Raw genomic sequence first — 20,722 nt, 5'->3', positions numbered from 1 at the left:
AATTCGCGGGAGAAACTCGTTTCCATGCTCTGCGTGGGAATGCCGTCTTGGCCGCTCCGCGGCCCCACCCGCCGGGGAAGACGACCCAGAGCGTCGCGGACGGCAAGAGCCCTCGGTCACGTGGCGACACTCTCGGAAAGAGCCGTAACCACCAAGACCAAGCCAGGCCGAACGGAATCGGCCTGGCCGGTCATGTCATGAGGGGAACATCGGCGCTCAGCGACCGCCCTTGACGGGCAAGCCGCCCAGGAGATCGCCATTGGGCTTGAAATCGCCGCCGTCGACGTCCACGTAGATCGGGTTCGAGACCGCCACGGGCTTGTCCTTGGCGTGGTCCGGCCCCATGACCGGTCCCAGCGCCGATCGCTCGCCGATGGCAACGACGACGACGTGGGTGTCGCGTTCGAGCCGGAGCGGGATCTCCTGATCGAATTTCAGGACACCGTCGGAGAATCGAGCGGGTGCCGACTCCCGCGTGAAGTTCAACGTTTCGGCCGGCTGGCCATTGAGAAAGACCTGAACGCGGTCGACGTCAAACCAGTTCGGGCACTGGACCCGGACCTTCAGCAGCGCCGCGCCGCCGGGGGCGGAGAGGTCGTTGCCGGGGATCGCGGCCGCCCCCGAGCTTCCCTCCGCGCGAAGTTCGACCTCGAGGAACGGGCCGCTCGTCATGACCATGTTACCACGCTCGGCGGTATGGACGATGTCGAGCGTCTGGATCTCGGCCGGGTCGTCGGTCGGGCTCCGCAAGTAGTTTCTCAGGAAGCCCGACCCGTGAAAGTTGTAGTGCGCGTCGGTGTTGACCACACCCGGAATGCGGAGACCTTGGTTCAGCAGTTGGAGCCAGTTGACGACCGTATTGTTGTGGGTCAGCCCGCGGGCCTGGGTCGTCGGCTTGGCGAAGATCGTATGGAGCGGGTGGACCTCGACGACATCCATTTTCCCACGCATGCCCGCGAAGCCGGTGTCGGGCGTCCCGTCGCCGTTACGGTCGTGGAACATCCAGCCGATGTCGGGGTGGTTGACCTGCACGAGCTTGTCGCTGGCGCCGTCCCAGAGAGCCAGCCGCTCGATCTGGATTTCGGGGTCATTGTCGGTCGTCGGTGCACCGTTGTCCTGGGTGTGGGGCCGAAGCACCAGCGGGAAGGCATTTTGATGGTTCAAAGGGAGCGGAACGTTGGTCAGCTCCATCCCGACGCACGTGGCCATCCGCCGCTCAGCGCCAAGGTGCTTGAGGTGGGGGTCATAGGTCGAGAGCCGATTGTGCTCGGTGCAAGGGGCGAAATCGATTTGTTCGCAGAGGAGGTTGAGCACGCGGCCGAGCTGGCTGGCCGTGTTGTCGCCGGAGGGGCTGGAATGGCTGTGAAAATCGGCGCTGATCCAGCCGTCGGTCTTCACGGAACGGACCAGTTTCGCCTCGAGGAGTGACTCCTGACCGCGTTTCAGATCCAACTTGGTGAAAACGGCGTCGTGCTCGGGTCCATAACTGACGATCACGTCATACGAACCGGGCTCGAGGTCACGGCGGAAGCGGCCGTCGTGGCTGTAGTACGCGTTCTTGACCGCGTGCTCGCCGCTGTCCGGGCCGAAGTCAGGACTCTTCGTGCCGTCGCGGCCGATGAACTGAACCTTGCAAGGAGTCGGTTGACCGTCAGCGTCGGTAATCCGGGCCACGACCGTCGCGGCCACGGGCAACTCGACCGTGAGCGACTCCGGGGCATCCGGAGGGAGCGTGACCTTTTTTGCGTCGTGCCCGAGCGCCGAGACCGTCAATTCGCCCGCCGCGTCACTTGCGGTGAGCCGCACCTGTCCCGCGTCGTCGGTCCGGCCCCAGGCGTACGGCTTCCCGCTCAGCGCGAGCACGACATCGGCCTCGGACACGGGGCGACCGCCTTCGTCTTTCACCGTGAGGCGAACGGGACGATCCTTCTTGCCGGCCAGGCCGTCGGCGACCCGGCGGACGTCGAACAGGTTTGCACCCGGGATGAGCCGACGGGCGAACCGGTAGCTCGCGCCCGGGGCGATCCGGACGGCCGCCTTACCGTCGTCGTCGCGATAGCGCAGAAGCAGGCGTCTGGCATTGGCGGCGAGCACTTCACGGCCCTCGGCGACGACCCCGTAGGCCTGGCCGAAATGCTTGTCGTACGCCCAAAACAAGGGGGTCGGGGCCTCGGGGCTCGACTCGAACGAGTGATCGGCGCGGATCGCGTCGAGCAAGTCGACATCGATCGGCTTGGTCCCCCGGTTCGAGAAGGTGGTGGTCACCAACACGGAGGGCCAGCCGTCCTCGAGAGTGTAGGCAACCTCGACGTCGGGTTCCTTCTCCTTGGGCGTCGCGACCAGTTTGAGCGTGACGCGACGCGCCTGGACGAAGACCCGATCGAGCTCGGCCGCCTCGTACATTGTCGGGGCTTCCACCTCGATCCCGGCGAACCTGAGGTCGCGAAGTTGCGCCCCCGGATAAAAGGCCGAGAGCTGATCGCTCTGGCGCTCGCGGCGCGTCAGGTCGATGAGCGCGCCCCCGACTTCGCGAACGCCCATGTTGGCGTTCCGGCCTCGCTTGGGGTGCGCGACCACTGCAACGAGCTGGTCGTTGGCCAGCACGAAGTCGCCGTAGATCCCATCGACCTCCTTGCCCTGGGGAAGAAACCGCTCGATGGTCTGTGGCGAAAGGGCGATCAGATCCGCCCCCCGCGCCGGTAGGGCGAGGGTCGCCAGGAAAAGAGGCGCAAGCAGTCTTCGACACAGCACGGCAGTCATCCGCGGTTCCTCCCAGCCAAGATCGTCCTCGTCGCCCCCGATCTCCGCCCCAAGATGGGGCGGGGATCAGACCAGCAACGTCACTTTTGCAGGTCGAGTCTTACTCGAAAACCCCCGTGGGTTGACAGTGAAATCTTCGTGAAACTTCGCATTACCCCAACAATCAAGCACTTTTCAATATCTTGTAATCCGAGGCCTGAGAGCCCCAGCGAATTTTCCCAAACAGCTCAATTGACAAGTCGCATGAAATCCCTCATAGTCAGTGTACGCACTAACACTATTCTCCTCAATTAAGCCGATCTGAGGTGGCATGTCAGAGCCCAGGAAAGGGGGAGGCCGAATGAAGCTCGCGAAAGGGAGTCTCGGCCCGCGGCGATCGGATTCAGGGTCAGAGGGAGGGGAGGTTTCAGGAGGCCAGGGATGCCTCAGAGATCAACATCAGCGCTCAAGCGAGCGGAGACCGATTTTAGAGATTCGATCCTGTCCATGCGTCGGCGTCGGAGCCCATGATGATCGTCACGCTCACCCCACCTCCACCGCCACCGCCCCCTGCTTCCTCGCCTTCCCCTGCGCCTGCTCCGCTCGACAAGGTTCGAGTCCGGTGCCGCATCCCGCTCTGGTTCCGGGTCGAGGTGGTGAAGCGGAATCGATTGACCGACGAGATCGTCGTCATCGAGTTGATCTGGGGAACGCGCAACCGCTGGGTCCGATGGGCGGCCGAGCACGAGACCAAAAAGCTGGAGGCGTTCGCGATCGGCCCGTTTGTCATGGCGGTCGGGCTGGAGTAACCCACGATTCGAGCGACAAACCCACCGTCAAGGGGACGCCTTCCCCTTGCCGCCCCCTTTACCTTTCCCCTTCACCGGCTCCGAGTTGCCCTGGACCTGGTTCGGCTTGCGGCTCGTGCCCTCGCGTGACTGACGATTCTTACGGGTGATCTGGGCATTGTCGCCATCGGTTCGTTGGCGAATGCCTCCGGTCACCCATGGCTGATCCTCACTCGCCCCAGACGAGGCGCCGAGCCTGGGTTCGGCCTCCGACTCAGGCTCGGTCCCGGGCGGCTCAGACGTCGTCTGGGAGGCTAAAACCTCGTCCCAAACGTCCTCGAAATGCGTGAGATGAGGACCAAGATCCTCCGCCAGGTCATCGGGGTCTCGATCCGCGGCCCAAAGCAGGAGCGCGTTGATGATCGCGTCGTTGGACGTATATCCCTTCTTCGACGAGAGCGCGTCCGTGGCGCGAAGCGCCCCCGTCAGGCGGTTATAAAACCCCCGCAACTTCGGCGTCGTTCGAAAGTAAATTTTGAGACCATGATCTTTCGCCATTGACGCTATTGTTGCAATTCCGCCACGCGAGGTCCAGAGCCCGCCCGGCCCCTGCAATCATTCCCACAATTCCGTTAAATAAACCGCTTGACACCGCCCGAATCGCGACTAGGATACCTTCAGAAACAATTGCAACAATTCCTTCAAATCGAGCGGAGTCGTCTCGGGCTTCATGCGTCCCATGGATCTGCTCCGGATCAGGGAGCGGTTGAAGTGTCGGGAACAAGAGGAGAGCGCGTCATGCCGAGTCTTGAAGCGATGATTCTCCGTGCGATGTTCGCCGCCCATCACAACACGCTGGAGCAGGTGCGGGCCCTGGCCCCGGATCGGGATTCCGCCAGTGCCGTGGCGGCCCGCCACGGTCATCTGGTCGCGCAACGCGACCTCTTCCGGGCGCTCCACGAGTTCACGCCCGGGCACCGCCTGACCTTCCGTGACGGACGCGGCGTCGCGGCCGACTCGGAGGGGGGCATCCACTGGAGAATGGGGACCCGCCGCCTCGTCACGGGGAGGTTGTTCTCGGCGTCATGAAGCTGACTTCCGAACGGAATGGGAGCATCCAAACGTCTGACACCTCGCACGCACAACCGACCGTTGAAGTAAAGCCACCAGCCTCGGAGGGACTGTTTCATGCCGACCGCGATCATCCCAAACCCGGTGACCCCAACTGCCGCCCCCTGCGTCTGCTGCGGAACGACCGAAGGATCGAAACGGAGCGACGGTCCGCAGTATGTGCGTTATCGAGGCGAGCGATTCGGGCGAGCCGGTATGCTATGCGCCACCTGCCGCGCGAGGGAGATTCGCCATCAGCGGGCGCTCGCCCTCGGATTTGAGCCGGGCAAGGTGGGGAGAAGACCGTCGGGGGCCGTCCCGAGCCGCAATCGCCGACGCGCGGGGGGGCCTCGTGACGAAGCGGCCGACGCTTCGACGCGGGCCGCGCTCTCGCCCGAGCAGGTCGCCGAGAATTTGCGAGCCGTCCGCGAGGAAGGCGAGCGGAACGGCCGCCGACCGAGTGCCGGAACGTCGCTCTCGGAGCTGCGTCAGCAGCGCTGGGCTGACCTGGCGGCGTCGGATCGGCGGCTCGTCGTCGAGGCGAGGCGGCAGGCGATGGCTCGAGTCTGAGAAAGAAAAATGAAAAGAGGGAGGGGCCAAAGCCGTGCCGGCCGTCAGTCCCCAAAGCGAACGGCCGGGCGCCTTCCGGTCTTTTCCTCAGGAGGACGTCTGGGATTTCCAGGCTCGCCGGTTTATCCTTGGTAGCAGACAGAATCGGAATTCCTCTGCGACGGGCGGGGACTTCATGACCGGCCTCGCGGCTTCGCTGGAAGGGAACCATGACGCAAGAGAATGGCGGCCAGGACCAAGGACAGGGATTCGGTCGAGGACAGGGACAAGAAGGGGCTCCGCCGACATTTTGCGACTTCTGCGGCCGGGCGACGACCGAAGTCGGTCCCATGGTTGAAGGGAATGCCCTGGTCTCGACCGGGATCCGGAGCATGCCGTCGCACGTCTGCGGTCAATGCGTCACGGCCTGCGACTCGATCTTCTCCAAGCACGAGCAAAAGCATGCCCTTGACGGGGAGCTACCCACCCCCCGCGAGCTCGTGGCCCACCTCGACACGTATATCATCGGCCAGGATCGGGTCAAGAAGACCCTGGCGGTCGCCGTCGTCAATCATTACAAGCGGCTGCTGGCCTCAACCCGGCAGATCGACGATCCCGCGTTGAAGGACGTGGAGGTCGCCAAGAGCAACGTCCTCCTGATCGGCCCGACCGGCTGCGGCAAAACGGCCCTGGCGCAAACCCTGGCCCGTCGGCTCAAAGTCCCGTTCGCGATTGGCGATGCCACCACCCTGACCGAAGCCGGGTATGTCGGCGAGGATGTCGAGAACCTCATTTTGAAGCTTGTCCGTGAGGCGGAGTTCGACGTCTCGCTGGCCGAGCGCGGAATTATTTATATCGACGAAATCGACAAGATCGGCAAAACCTCACAGAACGTCTCGATCACTCGCGACGTCTCCGGTGAAGGGGTCCAGCAAGCGCTCTTGAAGCTGCTCGAAGGCACGATCGCCAACGTCCCCCCCCAGGGCGGGCGTAAGCACCCCGAGCAGCAGTACTTGCAAGTGGACACCTCGAACATCCTCTTCATCTGCGGTGGGACGTTCGGCGGCCTGGAAGAGATCATCGGCAAGCGGCTCGGACGCAAGATGATCGGCTTCGGCCACGCCGCCAGCCCGGACGCGGAATTCGAGCGCAACGAGCTGATGGTCCAGGTGACGCCCGAAGACCTCGAACGATTCGGCATGATCCCCGAGTTGGTGGGCCGGTTGCCGGTGATCAGCAGCCTGAACCAGCTCTCGGTCGAGGACCTCGCGCGGATCCTGACCGAGCCGAAGGATGCGATCCTGAAGCAGTACCAGGTCCTCTTCCACCACGACAAGGCCAAGCTCGAGTTCACCGACGAGGCCGTACGGGAGATCGCGCGTCAGGCCAAAGCGCGAGGGACGGGGGCACGAGCCCTGCGGTCAATCCTCGAGCGCATGATGCTCGACATCATGTTCGAGTTGCCCGAGCACCCCGAAGGGCATACCTACATCATCAATGAGCGCGTGGTTCGCGGGGAAGAGAGCCCGTTCACTCACGCCGCCGCCTGAGGCCAATCAATCCAACCCCCAAAAGGCGGCCTCCGAGCAAGAGGATCAGCTCAGGCCGCCTTGCGGCGGCCTGAGCCGCCCACGTCATGACGAATCTCTCTCAATCGAGCCGTTCAGTCAGTCGGCAACAACGGTCTCAACGACCGCGATGGCAACTGGCTCAGTGGCGTCCGGCTTCTTGGCTCGCGGCCGGGGCGGATCGGCTTGGAGCATCGCGCACTGCGGGTGGATACCCGCGAGCGAGTAGACGGATTGGTGGCAAATCGGGCAGCGTTTGCGAGGCGGATTTGCGGTGATTGGCGTATGATAGTGTTTAGGGTTCATTTTTTTGGCCATGCCTAGATTTTTCAATGGTCGTAAAGTCGTGCGGCACAAGACCCAATGATAACCAATTCCGTTCAAAAAATCGATAACCAATAAAAAAGACGTGGCATATGAGTCCAATTTGACGGCAACTCTTGGCTCGAGGACCGGGGCTTGGTGCAGCCACGAGACGTGGTCGTGTCGGACGAACTCGGCCTTCCATTGCCTTTTGAGAAGAGACTTGGCGAGCGTTGCCGCCGCTCTCCTCTGAGGCGCAACAGGTGGGCAACACCCTCACAGCAACCAAGGCTGACTGGTTCCGCGCGTGCGCGATTACGGCGGTTTACCGTCGGATGACGCACGGAAATCATGGGGACTGGCGTGGACCCATCGAACTCGGATCTCAGAGCACGCTAGGAGCCCGAGGATTCCTTGGGTGGCGTGCGAGCGAACAAATCGTTGGACCACGTCTTCACAAAGACAGGGAGCTTACGCTCCCCGCTCGCCTCACTGGCGAGCGAGAACCGCTGCAGGCGGAGTCGACCGCCTTCAGCCGCCTCTCCAGACCTGGGCGGTCTGCGGGCAAAACCAGGCTCGATGAGCAGGCCAAGGCGCCTCATGCCTCAGTGTGGGTCCTGCGTACGTAAGACGACCTCCACGGCCAAAGGGGGTGGACCTCGGCGTGGAGGAGAATCGCATATCGGGGGGATAAAGACTTGGGAGGGGGGATGAATTCTTCAGGCGAGCCTGGGGAACGATTTCGCGGCCTCGTCTTCCCCGTCTCTCGCTTCCGCCCCGCTGCCGGATTCGGATTCGGGCTCGGGCTCAACCGCGGGCTCCGGGAGCGTTTTCAGGTCGATCTTGCGGACTTGTTCCTCCATCTCCTTGCCCGGCTTGAACGTCACCACATTCTTGGCCGGGATGTCGACCTTCTCACCGGTCCTCGGGTTGCGAGCCTTTCGAGGAGCATGCCGCTTGATCTCAAACACCCCGAAGTTCCGCAGCTCGATTCGCCCCTCGGCGACCAGCGTGCGCGTGATCTCATCGAGGGTGCGCTGAACGATGTCCTTGGTCTGGAGTTGGGTCAGCCCCATTTCCTCGGAAATCATTCTGACGATTTCTTTCTTCGTCACGTTGGGGATTCCCTATGGGGCCCGGATCTGGAGATTGGCTTGGCTCAAGAGTAATGGTGCCTTGGAGTAATGTCAAGAAACCAAACGGCAGGCGAATCCAATTCATTAATTCAGTATCTCTTGGTTTGACGCAAGGACAACGACGGTCACGGGACCGCGGCACCCCGCAAAAAAAGGGAAGGGCTGACGTCAATTCCCAACAAATGTTGGGCGTGGAGAGTTATGGCGTCGTCACCCGTGTTGACCGACCTCCCTCGTGCGACGAATCGCGACGAGATCTCCGACCGTCCGCGGCCGTGGGTCGAGCCGAGTGGCCGATCCTGCGGATTCCCCGGCTCTCCCTCGATTCCGTGGTTCTGACAAATTTTCAGGGACAACCTCGGATAAGATGAACGCCAGCCAGGCAGTACAGGCTCGAGGGGATGAGAGGACGCCGGGCGCATCGGGCTCCCGAGCCGTCCCAGGCATCGACTTTGACCTTACACCCGAGGGTTCCGCGGCAATGGCTCACGCGGCATCGCCATCGCTGGCCCAACAGCTCGGCACGCTTTTCGACGGGGGTTCGGCCACCGGACTCTCCGACCGCCAACTGCTCGAGCGGTTCGTCACCCGGCGCGACGACAGCGGCGAGGCCGCCTTCGCCGTGCTCGTCGCCCGACACGGGCCGATGGTGCTGGGCGTCTGCCGCCAGCTCCTCGGCGATCGCCATCACGCTGAAGACGCGTTCCAGGCCGTCTTCCTGGTTCTCGCCCGCAAGGCCCGATCGCTTCGCGAGCCCGAGTTGCTGGGCAACTGGCTCTACGGCGTAGCACTCCGCACCGCCCGCAAGGCTCGCGACCGGAACGCGCGTCAACGTAGAACTGAAGCGGATGGAGCCGTCCGCTCCGCAACGGCCCCTACCGATGCGCCGGCCGACCAGTCGATGCTCGAGCGTGAGCAAGCCGAGGCCCTTCATCGCGAGATCGACCGCTTACCGGACGTCTTCCGCTCGGCGATCCTGCTCTGCTACTTCGAGCGCCTCGCGTTGGACGAAGCCGCGCATCGGTTGCGATGGCCGGTCGGCACGCTCCGGAGCCGGCTGGCCCGCGCCCGGGAGAAGCTCCGTCGCGGCCTGTTGCGCCGCGGCGTCACGCTCTCGGGTCCCGCGCTGACCGCGGCACTGGCCCCTCGGTCCGCCTCGGCGTCCGTCTCACCCCTCCTGTGTTCCACCACGACCCAGGCCGCGACCGCCTTTGCGTTCGCGGCCCGTCACGCCGCGAGCGGAGCCTGCTCCGCCTCGGCGACGACCCTGGCCCAGGAGGTCCTTCGTACCATGCTGCTCCACACGCTCAGGCTCACCGCTCTCTCCCTGCTGCTCGTGGCGGCCGTCGCCACCGGCGCCGGCTTGCTGCTCACCCACGGCCTGGCCGTGGGCGAGGAACCCGTCAAGCCGCTGGCAAGCCCGGCGGCGAGCGACGCACCACGAGTTGTCGATCGACCCCACCCGGTAGAGAAGGCCGAGGCCCCGGCTCCGGGCCGGATGACCGTGACTGGCCATGTGTTGGACTTGCAAGGCAAGCCGACGGCGAACGCACAGGTCGACATCATCGGCGCGCCTCGTGCGCCGGAGTCGGGAATCGACGTGGAGAAGAATGCCTACATCCTGCTCGGCAAGGGGGCAACCGATGGCGAGGGCCGCTTCCACATCGAAGTGCCGCGCACCGCGTCGGCTCATTTCCAGGACGTCTACGCCCTGGCCGGTGCCCGCGTGCCTGGCACCGGCTTCGGCAGCCTGAAGCTCGATCCGGACGCCGAGCACCCTGCGGCGGAGATCCGCCTCCGACCCGAGCAGGTCATTCGCGGCCGACTGGTCGACGTCAACGGTCAGCCGGCCGCCGGGGTCGAGGTCCGGCTCAGCGGGGTCTACAACGCATCTCCCAATGCCGCTGGCGACCATTTTGAGATCCCTGGCCCCGGCCAAGGCTACACCTGGTCCGATCTCTTCGTGGCCCTTCGCGCCATCCCGTCGGCCGTCAAAACCGACGCCGAGGGCCGGTTCCGTTTCACCGGCATCGGCCGCGGACTCTCCGTCTCCCTGGCTGTCCGCGACCCACGCTTTGCCCAGCAGCGATTCGACCTCGAGGCCAGCGGCCGAGACGCCGCCAAAGAGGTCTCCCTCGCCCTTCATCCGGCGAAGCTCATCGAGGGCCGCGTCCTGGCCGCCGACACCGGCCGGCCGATCCCCAACGCCGTGATCTCCGTCCGGGCGAGCTTCGACATGTTCGGCGCAATGGTCACGACCAAGTTCCGCGCGGACGATCAGGGAGAGTTCAAGATCATCCCCTACGCAGGTGACTACTTCCGCATGCGTGCCTTCCCCCCCGAAGGCCAGCCCTACCTGGGCCGGGAGGCCGAATTCGCGTGGACCAAGGGGGCGGTCAAGAAAACAATCGACCTCACGCTGCCCCGCGGTGCCTTGATCCAAGGCAAGGTGGCCGAAGCAGGGACCGGCCGGCCGGTGGCCCGAGCCAGCGTGCAGTTTTTCCCGATGGATCGATCCGGGGACGTCGTCCACGGGTTTGAAGCCATCGTCGCCAGTCAGGAAAACGGCTCGTTCCACGTCGCCGTCCCGCCCGGCAAGGGGCACCTGATGATCCTGGGGCCAACCCTCGACTACCTCCCCGAAGAGGTCAGCGGCGGAACCCTTTATGCGAGCGGCCAGCGCGGGGGCAAGCGCTTCTACGCCCACGACGTCATCGCTTACGACGTCAAAGCAGGCGACAAGCCGACTGAACTCGCCGCCACGCTCCGGCCGGGCAAGACGCTCCGGGGCCGACTGCTTGGCCCGGAGGGGGAGGCGATCGAAGACGCAATCACCATTGCCCGGCAACCGATCGATCCCCTCAACCTCACCTGGCAGGGCCATCGATTCGTTCACGCCCGAGGCGGCCGTTTTGAACTCCACGGTCTCTCCCCCGAAGCAGCCAATCCGGTCTACTTCTTCGACGCCCAACACAACTGGGGCGCGACGGCCGAACTCTCGGGCAAGCAGGCGGGCGAGGACCTGACGGTGCGCCTCCAGCCCTGCGGCCAGGCCAAGGCCCGGTTCGTCGGGCCCGACGACAAGCCCCTTGCCAAGCTCAGCGCATGGCCCTACGTTCAGCTCCTGATGACACCCGGCTCGACTCATTCGCTGTTCGTCGACAAAGGCGAGCACTTGGCGGCCGACGCGACGTTCCTCTCCAATGTCGCCCCCAAGCACTACGGCAACGACTTCGCCACCGACGCCGAAGGCCGCATCACCATGCCCGCCCTGATCCCCGGCGCGTCGTATCGGATCAGCGACTGGTCCACCAGGAACGACAACATGAAGGGGGTCCAGCTCCGCAAGGACTTCACCGTCAAACCGGGCGAGACCCTCGACCTCGGCGATATCCGGATCGAGCACCCGGAGGATTGAGCTGCCCCCAAATCGGCTCGGCGCAACACCGTGGCCGGAGCGAAATTTACGTCATTCTCGAAGCAAACTCGGGATAACTTGGCCGGCGGCGCCACAGTACCTTGCGTGGGGATGAAAGGGACGTCGGGTGCGGGCGCACCGGCCTGAACGACTTTGGGAACCAAAAGGAGAGCGATCGGCCATGGCGCATACGGCAACGAGGTCCGTGGTCCGACAGCTCGAGTCCCTCTTCGAGGGGGGCTCCGTGGCCGGGCTCTCCGACCGCCAGCTCCTCGAGCGGTATCTCGCCGGCGGGTGCAACCCGGCCGGCGAGGCCGCCTTCGCCGCGCTGGTCGGTCGGCACGGGCCGATGGTGCTGGGCGTCTGCCGCCAGTTCCTGGGCGACGCACAGCATGCCGAGGATGCCTTCCAGGCCGTCTTCCTCGTCCTGGCCCAAAAGGCACGGACGATCCGCGACCCCGACTTGTTGGGCAACTGGCTGTACGGGGTCGCGATCCGGACGGCGCGATGCGCCAAGCAACAGATCGGCCGCCGACGCAAGCGGGAGGAGGGCAACGCCATGAAAGGTCCCGGTCCGGGTGCGTGCCACCTGGCCGAGCCAACCGCTCCGCCGGCCGACCAGCCGGCAATCGACCGCGAGCAGGCCGAGGCAATCCACGGCGAAGTCGACCGCCTGCCCCGGTCCTTCCGGCTACCGGTGGTGCTCTGCTACTTCGAGGGTCTCACCCTCGACGAGGCCGCCAGGCGACTCCGTTGTCCGGCCGGCACCCTCCGCAGTCGACTGGCCCGGGCCCGTGACAAGCTCGGCCGCGGCCTGTCGCGTCGCGGAGTGACCTTGCCTGCCACCGCATTGACCGCATTCCTGGTATCCCGATCCGCCTCGGCGTCCATCTCACCCCTCCTGTGCAACACCACGACCCAGGCCGCGACTACCTTCGCGGCTCATCACGCCGCAAGCGGGGTCTTTTCCGCCTCGGCGGCGACTCTGGCCCAGGAGGTCCTCCGTACCATGTTCGTTCACAAGCTCAGGCTCACCGCGCTCTCACTCCTGCTCATGACGGCCGTCGCCACAGGCGCCGGCTTGCTCACCCACTCCCTGGCGATGAAGGAGGAGGTCATGGAGAACCCGGCGGCACCGGAAGCGAAGATACCGCCTGGCGACGCTGACCGGCCCCGTCCGGTGGCGAACCCCGACGACGTGTCTTTGGCCCGGATGACCGTCGCCGGCCGCGTGCTCGACCCCGACGGTAAGCCGGTCAGGGGCGCGGTCGTGGACCTGGTGGCACGGCCACGCGCCCCCTGGGTTGGCGCGAGCGAGGATGTCGCCCCGTTCACCCTGCTGAGCCAGGGTCAGTCGGATGCTGACGGCCAATACCGTCTCGACGCCCCCCGCACTGCGTCGACCCGCGTCTTCGAGGTGATTGCGCTGGCCGCTGTGCCCGGATACGGCCTGGGGTGGGCCGAGCTGAACCCCGATGCCGAGCAGCCTTCGGCCGACCTCAAGCTCCCGCCCGAACAGACCGTGCGAGTCCGGCTCGTCGACGTGTCGGGAGCGCCTGCCCGCGGTGTCGAAGTCCGCGTCCTGGGCCTCGGGAGGCCGGACGACCAAGGCCATTACAAGGGGGTCACTCTCTGGGCCAACGCACCGAAGGGCCTCCGCACCTGGCCCCAGTCGGTCGCGACCGACGACAACGGGAGGATCACCCTTCACGGCATCGGCCGCAGTGTCGGCCTCAATCTCGGTGTCCGTGACCTCCGTTTTGCCCAGCAAGACTTGCAGATCGCTCCCGACAGCGGGGCGGCCGGCAAGGAGACCACCCTCGCGTTGGAACCGGCGAAAATCATTGAGGGCCGCGTGCTGGCCGCCGACACCGGACAACCCATTCCCAACGCCATCGTCTCGGCCTCGGCCCAGGTCATGAACGAGCAGACCCGAGGCTCCATCACCACCAAGTTCCGCGCCGACGCCAAGGGGCGATTTACAATAAACCCAATCACTAGCACGAGTTATACCCTCGGCGCCTTCCCTACCGGCGGCGAGCCCTACTTGATCCAACAGGACGAACTCAAGTGGACCAAGGGGACGATCAAAGCGACTCACGACATCAAAGTCCGTCGCGGTGTTCTGATTCGCGGCAAGGCCACCGAAGTAGGGACCACTCGCCCCCTGCCCGCGTCGAGCATTCAGTTCATCCCGACAAGCGGCGGCGACAACGTGATCTCGGGCTGGCCAGCGATCGTGGCCAGCACGGCTGACGGCTCGTTCCAGATCGCGGTGCCACCGGGCAAGGGACACCTGCTCGTCTTCGGCCCGACCAGCGACTACGTCCTGGGCGAGATCGGGGCCAGGCGGCTCTACAACGATCAGCCCGGCGGCAAACGCTACCATGCCCACGCCATCATTCCCTACGAGGCCAAAGCCGGAGACTCGCCCCTTGAGGTCACCGCGACGTTGCGGCCCGGCGTGACGATCAAGGGGCGTGTCGAGGGACCCGACGGGCAGACGATCACCGACGGCTTCATCCTTTCAACGCTCCGAATCGAGGCCTTCAACCCCTTTTGGCGCGGCGATTACCAGATTCCCATTCGCGATGGCCGTTTCGAGCTGCACGGCCTGGCCCCCGAGGCGTCCACACGCATTCATGTCCTCGATCCCGAGCACGAGTGGGGCGCCTCGGTCGACATCACCGGAAATCAGAGCGGCCGGGACCTGACGATCCGCTTGCAGCCTTGTGGCAAAGCCACGGCGCGGTTCGTCGGGCCCGACGGTAAGCCGATCGCCAAGCACCGTCCCCACTTCGAATTCGTCGCCACCCCCGGCCCGAGTCCATATAGCCGGAATCAGCGAGACCGAGCCGAGCTGGCGAGCGACGTGGAGTTCGTTGCAAACATCGATCGCAAGCATTACTGGAATGCTCCGCGCACCGACGATGAGGGCCGTGTCTCCTTGATCTCCCTGATCCCCGGTGCCCTCTACCGGATCATCGACTTCTCGACGGTCACTGACCAGGACAAGGGGGCGCAAGTCCGCAAGGAGTTCACCATCAAGTCCGGCGAAACCCTCGACCTGGGCGAGATCCAAATCGACAAACCGGACGCGCAGTGAATCAACACGCTGCATAGGCTTCCGCCTCATACCAGCAAATCCCACGGACATGATGCTCGTGCCCCGCGAGGTGTGCCATGCTGAGATCAACGAACGCTTCTCCCTGGGCCCGCTATGAACCCAGGACCGACGATCCCTGGGACCTTCGCAAGGTCGCCCACCTCCACCGTCGCGCCGGCTTCGGCGCGACTCGTGCGGAATTACTCCGGGACGTCGCGGCCGGACCGGAGGCCAGCGTCGAGCGGCTGTTCCGGCCGGACCCGCTCTCGCCCGAAGCTGGCGAGGCCATCGCCGGCCTCCGCCAGACGGCGCGGGCCTCGGCCAACCTCGACCTGCTCAAGGTCTGCTGGCTCAACCGCATGCTCCAGGGACCCGACCCGCTCCGCGAGAAATTGACCCTGTTCTGGCACGGCCACTTCGCGACCAGCCACAAGAAGGTCGAGTCGATCGCGCTCATGGACCGGCAGAACGAGACGCTGCGGACGCACGCCTTGGGCGACTTCGCCACGCTCCTTGAGGCGATGGTTGCTGACCCGGCGATGCTGGTCTGGCTCGACGGCGGGACAAGCCAGAAGAACAAGCCCAACGAGAACTTCGCCCGCGAGTACCTCGAACTGTTCACCCTGGGCGCAGGGGCCTATTCCGAGCGAGACGTCCACGAAGCCGCCCGGGCCTTCACCGGCTGGGTCCGCCAGGATTCCCGGAACGGCATGATGGAGACACCGGCCTTCACTCGCGAACCTGCGCAGTTCGACGACGGAATCAAGTCGTTTCTCGGTCGCAACGGGCGTTGGGGACCAACGGACATCGTGCGGATCACGCTCGAGCAGCCCCAGGCGGCGACCTTCCTGGCGAGCAAGCTCTATCGATTCCTGGTCAGCGAGTCGGGCACGCCAAGTCCCGAGCTGATCGAACCACTGGCCGAGGAGTTGAAGCGAAACCAGTTCGCCATCGGGCCGATCGTGGGGATCATCCTCCGCTCACGGCACTTTTACTCCCGCGCCGCATTTCGCCAACGGATCAAATCTCCGGTCGAGTGGAGCGCCGGGCTGGTCCGAACGCTCGAGATCCCGCGAGCGGCACTCAACCCGTTAGCACTCTCGGCCGCCTGCGACGCCCAAGGGCAGGAGTTGTTCGCTCCGCCGAACGTCGAGGGCTGGATCGGCGGCTCGGCCTGGATCAACAGCGGCACCCTGCTAGAACGCACCAACTGGGCCGCCGACCTCGTCTGGGGCCGCGGCGAGAACGGCCTGACGTCCTTCGACCCCCTGGCATGGGCAGCGCGATACCAATTGCCCGCCGACCGCGTCGCCGATGCGTGGCTCGACCTCCTACTCCAGGGCGATGTCGGCGACGAGGCTCGCCGGCTCGTGCTCGACGCTTGCCGCGACGGCACCCCCGACGGACTCCGCAAAGGGCTGCAACGACTCGTCAACTGCCCTGAGTTCCAACTCTCTTGACCTGAGTGAAACCTGGTGGGCCGTGCCCACCCTACAAAAGCCAGATCAAGACCTGACGCAGCCAATAATCCCTTTATACACACAAATACCACTGCATCCTCAAGCGAAGGAATCCCGATGCACCCGACTCGCCGCGAGATGCTTCGTCTGGGCCTGGGCTCGTCCGCGCTCCTGGCTTGCGGCCCGACGGTCCCGCAGTTCCTGGCCCGCTCCGCGCACGCCTTGGCCGAGGATCGGCCGACCGCGAAGGGCCAAATTCTCGTTGTGGTTCAGCTCGATGGTGGCAACGACGGGCTGAACACCGTGGTGCCCTATCGCGACGACGAGTACCGCAAGCGCCGGCCGAAGCTCGCGATCTCCGCGGGTGAGGTGAAGAAGGTCGACGATCGCGTAGGGCTGCACCCGAGGCTCGAACCATTCGCGAAGCTGCTCGAGCAAGAGCGGCTGGCGATCGTGCAGGGGGTGGGTTACCCCAACCCGAACCGGTCGCATTTCGACAGCATGGCGATCTGGCAGACCGCCAAGACTGAACTGGACAAGGCGGCCCCCGGCTGGCTCGCTCGTACACTCGACCGGCAGCTCGCCCCGAACGGCGACGCGGCGGGGCTGCACATCCACGAGGCATTCCCGCTCCCCTGGGCACTTGCGGGCGGCCGGCAAGTGATCCCGTCGATGGCCCGGCTCGAGCAGTTCCGCCGCCGGCTGGGCATGCCGCAGGGCGCGGAGGCCACCGCACAGATCGAAGCCCTCGACCGCCTGGCACGGCAAGCTCGTGGCGAACCGGGCTCGCCACTCCAGTTCGTCGAGCGTTGCGGCCTGATCACCTACGCCAGCAGTGCGCGGCTCGAACGAATCCAGCAGGACCAACCGACCGCCAAGGCCGACTACCCCGAGGGCTACGGCCTGGCCCGGCGGCTCCAGTGGATCGCCCAGTTGATCAAAGCCGGTCTGACGACCGCGATCTACTACACCCACCTCGACGGCTTCGACACCCACAGCGGTCAACTCCCGCGGCACGCGAACCTCTTGAGCGAGTTGGGGACGTCGTTACGAGCGTTCCTCAACGACCTCGAAAAGTCCGGCGAATCCGAACGGGTGGTGGTCCTCGTCTTCTCCGAGTTCGGTCGACGGCTGGACGAGAACGGCAGCGGCGGGACCGACCACGGCACCGCCGCGCCTGTCTTTCTCCTGGGCCAGCCGGTCAAGGCGGGCCTCCACGGCCCCTACCCCGACCTGACCCACCTCGAGGACGGCGACCCGATCCACGCCGTCGATTTTCGCCGGATCTACGCGACCCTGCTCGACCGATGGCTGGGAGTCCCGCACCGCGACATCCTCGGAGCGGACTTCGAGCCGCTGCCGGTGCTGCGAGGCTAACGGCTCCTCGATCGATCGCCTCGAAATCCCGGAAAGCATCGAACGCGTCTGGTTTCAGTGACCCGTCGGGGCGACTTGGCGGATCATGGCTTCCAGCTTTGTGAAGTCGATGGGCTTGGTCATGTGGGCGGTGAAACCGGCCGCTCGGCTCCGCACGATGTCTTCCTCCATCCCGTACCCGGTCAGGGCGATCGCCGGCACGGGCCCTCGTTGCTTGACGATTCGCCGCATCAGCTCCAGCCCGCTGCCATCGGGGAGGCCGATATCGCTGACGATCAGGTCGAAGAGGTCCGCCTCGGCGGTTTCCGTGGCTTCGGCGATCGTCCCCGCCGTCGAAACGTCGTGGCCGAGCCCGCGGAGCAGTCGCGCCATCAGCCGGCGGGTCGCCTCTTCGTCCTCCACCACCAGGATCTTGAGCGTGGAGGACGGCGACGCGGCCCGCACGCTCACGGGATGCTTCCCTTGGAGCTGGCCGTTTTCCTCGACCTCGCGGCTCGGCAACGCTTTGAGCACGATCCGAAACGTGGTCCCTTGAGACTTGCCCCGACTTTCGGCCGTGATCGTTCCACCGTGGGCTTCGACGACGCCCCGGCAGATCGCTAACCCGAGGCCCAGGCCTCCGAATCGCCGCGTGATCGAAGTCTCCCCTTGTTGGAAGGGGTCGAAGATCGTCGGCAGGATGTCCGGTTCCACCCCGATCCCGGTGTCGGAGACCTCGACGATGAGCCGATCGTGCTCGCCCCCTTCGTTCCGGGTGCGGATGGAAAGCATTCCCCCCTCGGGCGAGAACTTGACGGCGTTCTTGATCAAGTTCCAGAAGACTTGCTGAAGCCTGGCCGAGTCGGCGTTGACGTGGTGGCGGTCGGCGGAAAGGTCGAGTGTGAGGCCGATGGTCTTGCCGAAGACCTCGCTCTGGCAGACTTGAAGTGCATGGCGAATCACGTCGTGGCAGTCGGCCACGCCCCAGTGGAGCGGCATCTTCCCTTGCACGATCCGCATCACATCCAGGAGGTCGTCGATCAGCCTTGCCTGGAGGTTGACGTTGTGACGGATCATCTCCAGCGTGGGGTGAATTTCCTCGGGAGGAGTCGGGCGGTCGAGCATCGACGACGCGGCCAGGAGAATCGGGTTGAGAGGGGTCCGTAACTCGTGCGAGAGAACGGCGAGGAACTGGTCCTTGGCCCGGTTCGCCCGCTCAGCCTCCTCCTTCGCGGCCCGCCTCTCCTCGTCGGCCCGCTTGCGGTCGTCAATGTCGGTGGCCACGCCAACCCACGAGACGACCTGGCCCGCTTGATCCTTGACCGGCACCCCCTTCGCAACATGCCAGCGGTACACTCCATCCGCGGCCCGGCGAAAGGGGATCTCCACCTCGTAACTCGCGCTCTTGACGGCGGCGGCGAGCCAGACGTCCCGCACCCGGTCCCGATGGTCGGGGTGGATCGCCTGCAGCCAACCGCTCCCCTTGGCGGCCGCCAAGCTCAAACCGGTCAGGTCGAGGAACCAGGTGTTGCAGTAGGTCAGAGAGCCGTCCGACTCCCCGTACCAGACGACCTGTGGCGCCACTTCGATCAGGGTTCGGTAGCGATCCTCGCTCTGCCGGAGCCGATCGTCGGCCCGCTGCCGTTCAATGGCCACACCCGCCGTTCGGGCAAAGAGATCCATCATCACCTGGTCGTGAGCGGTCGGGCTCCGGGGCGAAGGGAAGTAGAGGGCGAAGGTGCCGAGCACCTTGCCCTCGGAGGATGGGATTGGTGTGGACCAACAGGCATGAAACCCCTGGTCGAGGGCAATTTTTTGGAAGCCGTTCCAGAGCGGGTCGTTGGCGATGTCGGCGACGATGACCTGCTCGGCCCGATACGCCGCCGTCCCGCAGGAACCATGGGAAGGGCCGACCGGGACCGGATTGATGGCGGTCGAGTAGCTCGCCGGGCAGCGGTGGCCGGCGGCAAAACGAAGGCTCCGCCCCTCGTCCTCGGCCAGCATCACGGTGGCGACACAACCGACCGCTTGCCGCTCGACGGCCTCGCACAACGCCTCCAGCACTTCCCCAAGCGGTACTCCTCGGGCCATTTGCTCGAGAATCTTCCGTTGGTCGGTCAACAGCAATTCGGACCGTCTCTGCTCCTCAACATTCCGGAACACCATCACGACCCCGACGACCGCCCCATGCTCGTCCCGGATCGGTGCGGCACTATCCTCGATGGGGGTCTCAACGCCCTCCTTGGCGATCAAGACGGTGTGGTTGGCCAACCCGACGATCACCCCGTCTCGGATCACCCTGGCAACCGGGTGCTCGGCAGGCACGCGGGTCTGCTCATTGACGATCCGGAACACCTCCTCCATCGGCCGGCCCGACGCTTCAACCTGGGTCCAGCCGGTCAGCTGTTCGGCGATCGGGTTCATGAACCGGACCTGGCCTTGACCGTCGGTCGCGATCACGGCATCCCCGATGCTCCGAAGGGTGGTGTCCAGCCGTTCTCGAAGCTCGTGCTCCGCTTGCAGATGACGGTAGGCCTCCCTAGCACTCGCCTCGGCCTGCTGTCGAGCCGATCGCATGGCACCGCCCAGAAACGCGATCATCAGCCCGACCATGGCAAAGACGAAAGTTCCCACCCGGGCCTCGACCCCGCCGAGCTCCAGGCCACGCGACGGCAAAAAGAGGAAAGTCGCGGCGAATCCGCCCAGCACCAGCGCCAAGACCGATGGGCCGAACCCACCATACCAGGCGGCGAACGCGACGAGGGCAAAGAAGGTCATGAACGGAAATCGATCGCCCACGAGCGGGCCGAGGGCAAGCCGCAACGCCGTGGCAATGACCGCTCCCACGACGGCAACACCGTAGCGCACAACGGTGGATTCCGAAATTCTGAGCATCGTGGTCATTCGTTTCATGACTCTCTTGAGGCCCGTTCGCGAGATCCTCCGGCGACACGCCGTGCCGAACCTGCCGCCTTGATCGATTGCGGTCGAAGGTTCCTTTCTTGATCCGACCTATTGTATCAAGGTTTCCGCCAAACCTCGCTGACGTTGGCTCGCTTCAAGATACCACGGGTTGGACAAAGCTTTGATCGCTCATCCACCGATCAATCGCCCACGGCTCCACTCCCCGAACCTCCGCCTCCGTTGTTGAATCGCGAAACGTGCTGTCCTATTCTCGGGAGGGCAATG

The 20,722-nt window shown here is 65.0% G+C and carries 12 protein-coding genes; 8 read left to right on the top strand and 4 right to left on the bottom strand.

Annotated features, from left to right (window positions below; genetic code table 11):
- Positions 1 to 216: 216 nt before the first annotated feature.
- Positions 217 to 2,760: a CehA/McbA family metallohydrolase gene (locus tag BUS42_RS01345; protein WP_074304646.1), complete on the bottom strand. Its 2,544-nt coding sequence runs from the start codon at positions 2,758 to 2,760 to the stop codon at positions 217 to 219.
- 506 nt (positions 2,761 to 3,266) lie between these two features.
- Here BUS42_RS01345 and BUS42_RS01340 point away from each other — a divergent pair.
- A complete protein-coding gene (locus BUS42_RS01340; protein WP_254053233.1) occupies positions 3,267 to 3,548 on the top strand; it encodes a hypothetical protein in 282 nt (93 codons plus the stop codon).
- A 27-nt stretch (positions 3,549 to 3,575) separates the two neighbouring features.
- Here BUS42_RS01340 and BUS42_RS01335 read toward each other — a convergent pair whose 3' ends face one another.
- Positions 3,576 to 4,037 carry a hypothetical protein gene (locus BUS42_RS01335; RefSeq protein ID WP_254053232.1) on the bottom strand — a complete coding sequence of 154 codons (462 nt, stop codon included), beginning with the start codon at positions 4,035 to 4,037 and terminating at the stop codon, positions 3,576 to 3,578.
- 288 nt (positions 4,038 to 4,325) lie between these two features.
- On the opposite strand from BUS42_RS01335, the gene BUS42_RS01330 reads away from it, so the two are divergent.
- The 3 genes from BUS42_RS01330 to clpX all read left to right on the top strand — a co-directional run bounded on the left by BUS42_RS01330 (position 4,326) and on the right by clpX (position 6,736).
- Positions 4,326 to 4,616, top strand: a complete 291-nt coding sequence (locus tag BUS42_RS01330) for a hypothetical protein (RefSeq protein WP_074304643.1) — start codon at positions 4,326 to 4,328, stop codon at positions 4,614 to 4,616.
- A 99-nt stretch (positions 4,617 to 4,715) separates the two neighbouring features.
- Positions 4,716 to 5,207 (top strand): hypothetical protein, encoded by a 492-nt coding sequence (locus tag BUS42_RS01325; protein WP_074304642.1) that lies wholly within the window; start codon positions 4,716 to 4,718, stop codon positions 5,205 to 5,207.
- 209 nt (positions 5,208 to 5,416) lie between these two features.
- Positions 5,417 to 6,736: an ATP-dependent Clp protease ATP-binding subunit ClpX gene (gene clpX / locus BUS42_RS01320; RefSeq protein ID WP_074304641.1), complete on the top strand. Its 1,320-nt coding sequence runs from the start codon at positions 5,417 to 5,419 to the stop codon at positions 6,734 to 6,736.
- Between the two features lie 1,040 nt (positions 6,737 to 7,776).
- Here clpX and BUS42_RS01310 read toward each other — a convergent pair.
- Positions 7,777 to 8,172 carry an HU family DNA-binding protein gene (locus BUS42_RS01310; protein WP_074304639.1) on the bottom strand — a complete coding sequence of 132 codons (396 nt, stop codon included), beginning with the start codon at positions 8,170 to 8,172 and terminating at the stop codon, positions 7,777 to 7,779.
- Positions 8,173 to 8,674: 502 nt separating this feature from the next.
- On the opposite strand from BUS42_RS01310, the gene BUS42_RS01305 reads away from it, so the two are divergent.
- From BUS42_RS01305 to BUS42_RS01290, 4 genes are all read left to right on the top strand, one after another.
- Complete coding sequence (locus BUS42_RS01305; protein WP_074304638.1) at positions 8,675 to 11,611, top strand: sigma-70 family RNA polymerase sigma factor; 2,937 nt, start codon at positions 8,675 to 8,677, stop codon at positions 11,609 to 11,611.
- Between the two features lie 181 nt (positions 11,612 to 11,792).
- A complete protein-coding gene (locus tag BUS42_RS01300; protein ID WP_074304637.1) occupies positions 11,793 to 14,717 on the top strand; it encodes a sigma-70 family RNA polymerase sigma factor in 2,925 nt (974 codons plus the stop codon).
- Between the two features lie 77 nt (positions 14,718 to 14,794).
- Positions 14,795 to 16,177 carry a DUF1800 domain-containing protein gene (locus BUS42_RS01295; RefSeq protein WP_074304636.1) on the top strand — a complete coding sequence of 461 codons (1,383 nt, stop codon included), beginning with the start codon at positions 14,795 to 14,797 and terminating at the stop codon, positions 16,175 to 16,177.
- A gap of 117 nt (positions 16,178 to 16,294) precedes the next feature.
- The gene (locus BUS42_RS01290; protein ID WP_074304635.1) at positions 16,295 to 17,554 is read left to right on the top strand and encodes a DUF1501 domain-containing protein; all 1,260 of its coding nucleotides are present in this window, start codon (positions 16,295 to 16,297) and stop codon (positions 17,552 to 17,554) included.
- 54 nt (positions 17,555 to 17,608) lie between these two features.
- Here the strand turns inward: BUS42_RS01290 and BUS42_RS01285 are convergent, their stop codons facing one another.
- Positions 17,609 to 20,428: a PAS domain S-box protein gene (locus BUS42_RS01285; RefSeq protein ID WP_074310562.1), complete on the bottom strand. Its 2,820-nt coding sequence runs from the start codon at positions 20,426 to 20,428 to the stop codon at positions 17,609 to 17,611.
- Positions 20,429 to 20,722: the final 294 nt, after the last annotated feature.

This window comes from Singulisphaera sp. GP187 (genome assembly GCF_900129635.1).
Classification (GTDB): Bacteria; Planctomycetota; Planctomycetia; order Isosphaerales; family Isosphaeraceae; genus Singulisphaera.
The sequence above is the reverse complement of the archived record's forward strand: the minus strand, read 5'-3'. Positions and strand labels throughout refer to the sequence as shown.

What these genes read in the sequence shown, in the direction of transcription:
- BUS42_RS01300 (WP_074304637.1), top strand. Translation starts at nt 11,793, where the DNA reads ATGGCGCATACGGCAACGAGGTCCGTGGTCCGACAGCTCGAGTCCCTC.
- BUS42_RS01340 (WP_254053233.1), top strand. Translation starts at nt 3,267, where the DNA reads ATGATGATCGTCACGCTCACCCCACCTCCACCGCCACCGCCCCCTGCT.
- BUS42_RS01305 (WP_074304638.1), top strand. Translation starts at nt 8,675, where the DNA reads ATGGCTCACGCGGCATCGCCATCGCTGGCCCAACAGCTCGGCACGCTT.
- BUS42_RS01325 (WP_074304642.1), top strand. Translation starts at nt 4,716, where the DNA reads ATGCCGACCGCGATCATCCCAAACCCGGTGACCCCAACTGCCGCCCCC.
- BUS42_RS01290 (WP_074304635.1), top strand. Translation starts at nt 16,295, where the DNA reads ATGCACCCGACTCGCCGCGAGATGCTTCGTCTGGGCCTGGGCTCGTCC.
- BUS42_RS01295 (WP_074304636.1), top strand. Translation starts at nt 14,795, where the DNA reads ATGCTGAGATCAACGAACGCTTCTCCCTGGGCCCGCTATGAACCCAGG.
- BUS42_RS01285 (WP_074310562.1), bottom strand. Translation starts at nt 20,428, where the DNA reads ATGCTCAGAATTTCGGAATCCACCGTTGTGCGCTACGGTGTTGCCGTC.
- BUS42_RS01345 (WP_074304646.1), bottom strand. Translation starts at nt 2,760, where the DNA reads ATGACTGCCGTGCTGTGTCGAAGACTGCTTGCGCCTCTTTTCCTGGCG.
- BUS42_RS01330 (WP_074304643.1), top strand. Translation starts at nt 4,326, where the DNA reads ATGCCGAGTCTTGAAGCGATGATTCTCCGTGCGATGTTCGCCGCCCAT.
- clpX (WP_074304641.1), top strand. Translation starts at nt 5,417, where the DNA reads ATGACGCAAGAGAATGGCGGCCAGGACCAAGGACAGGGATTCGGTCGA.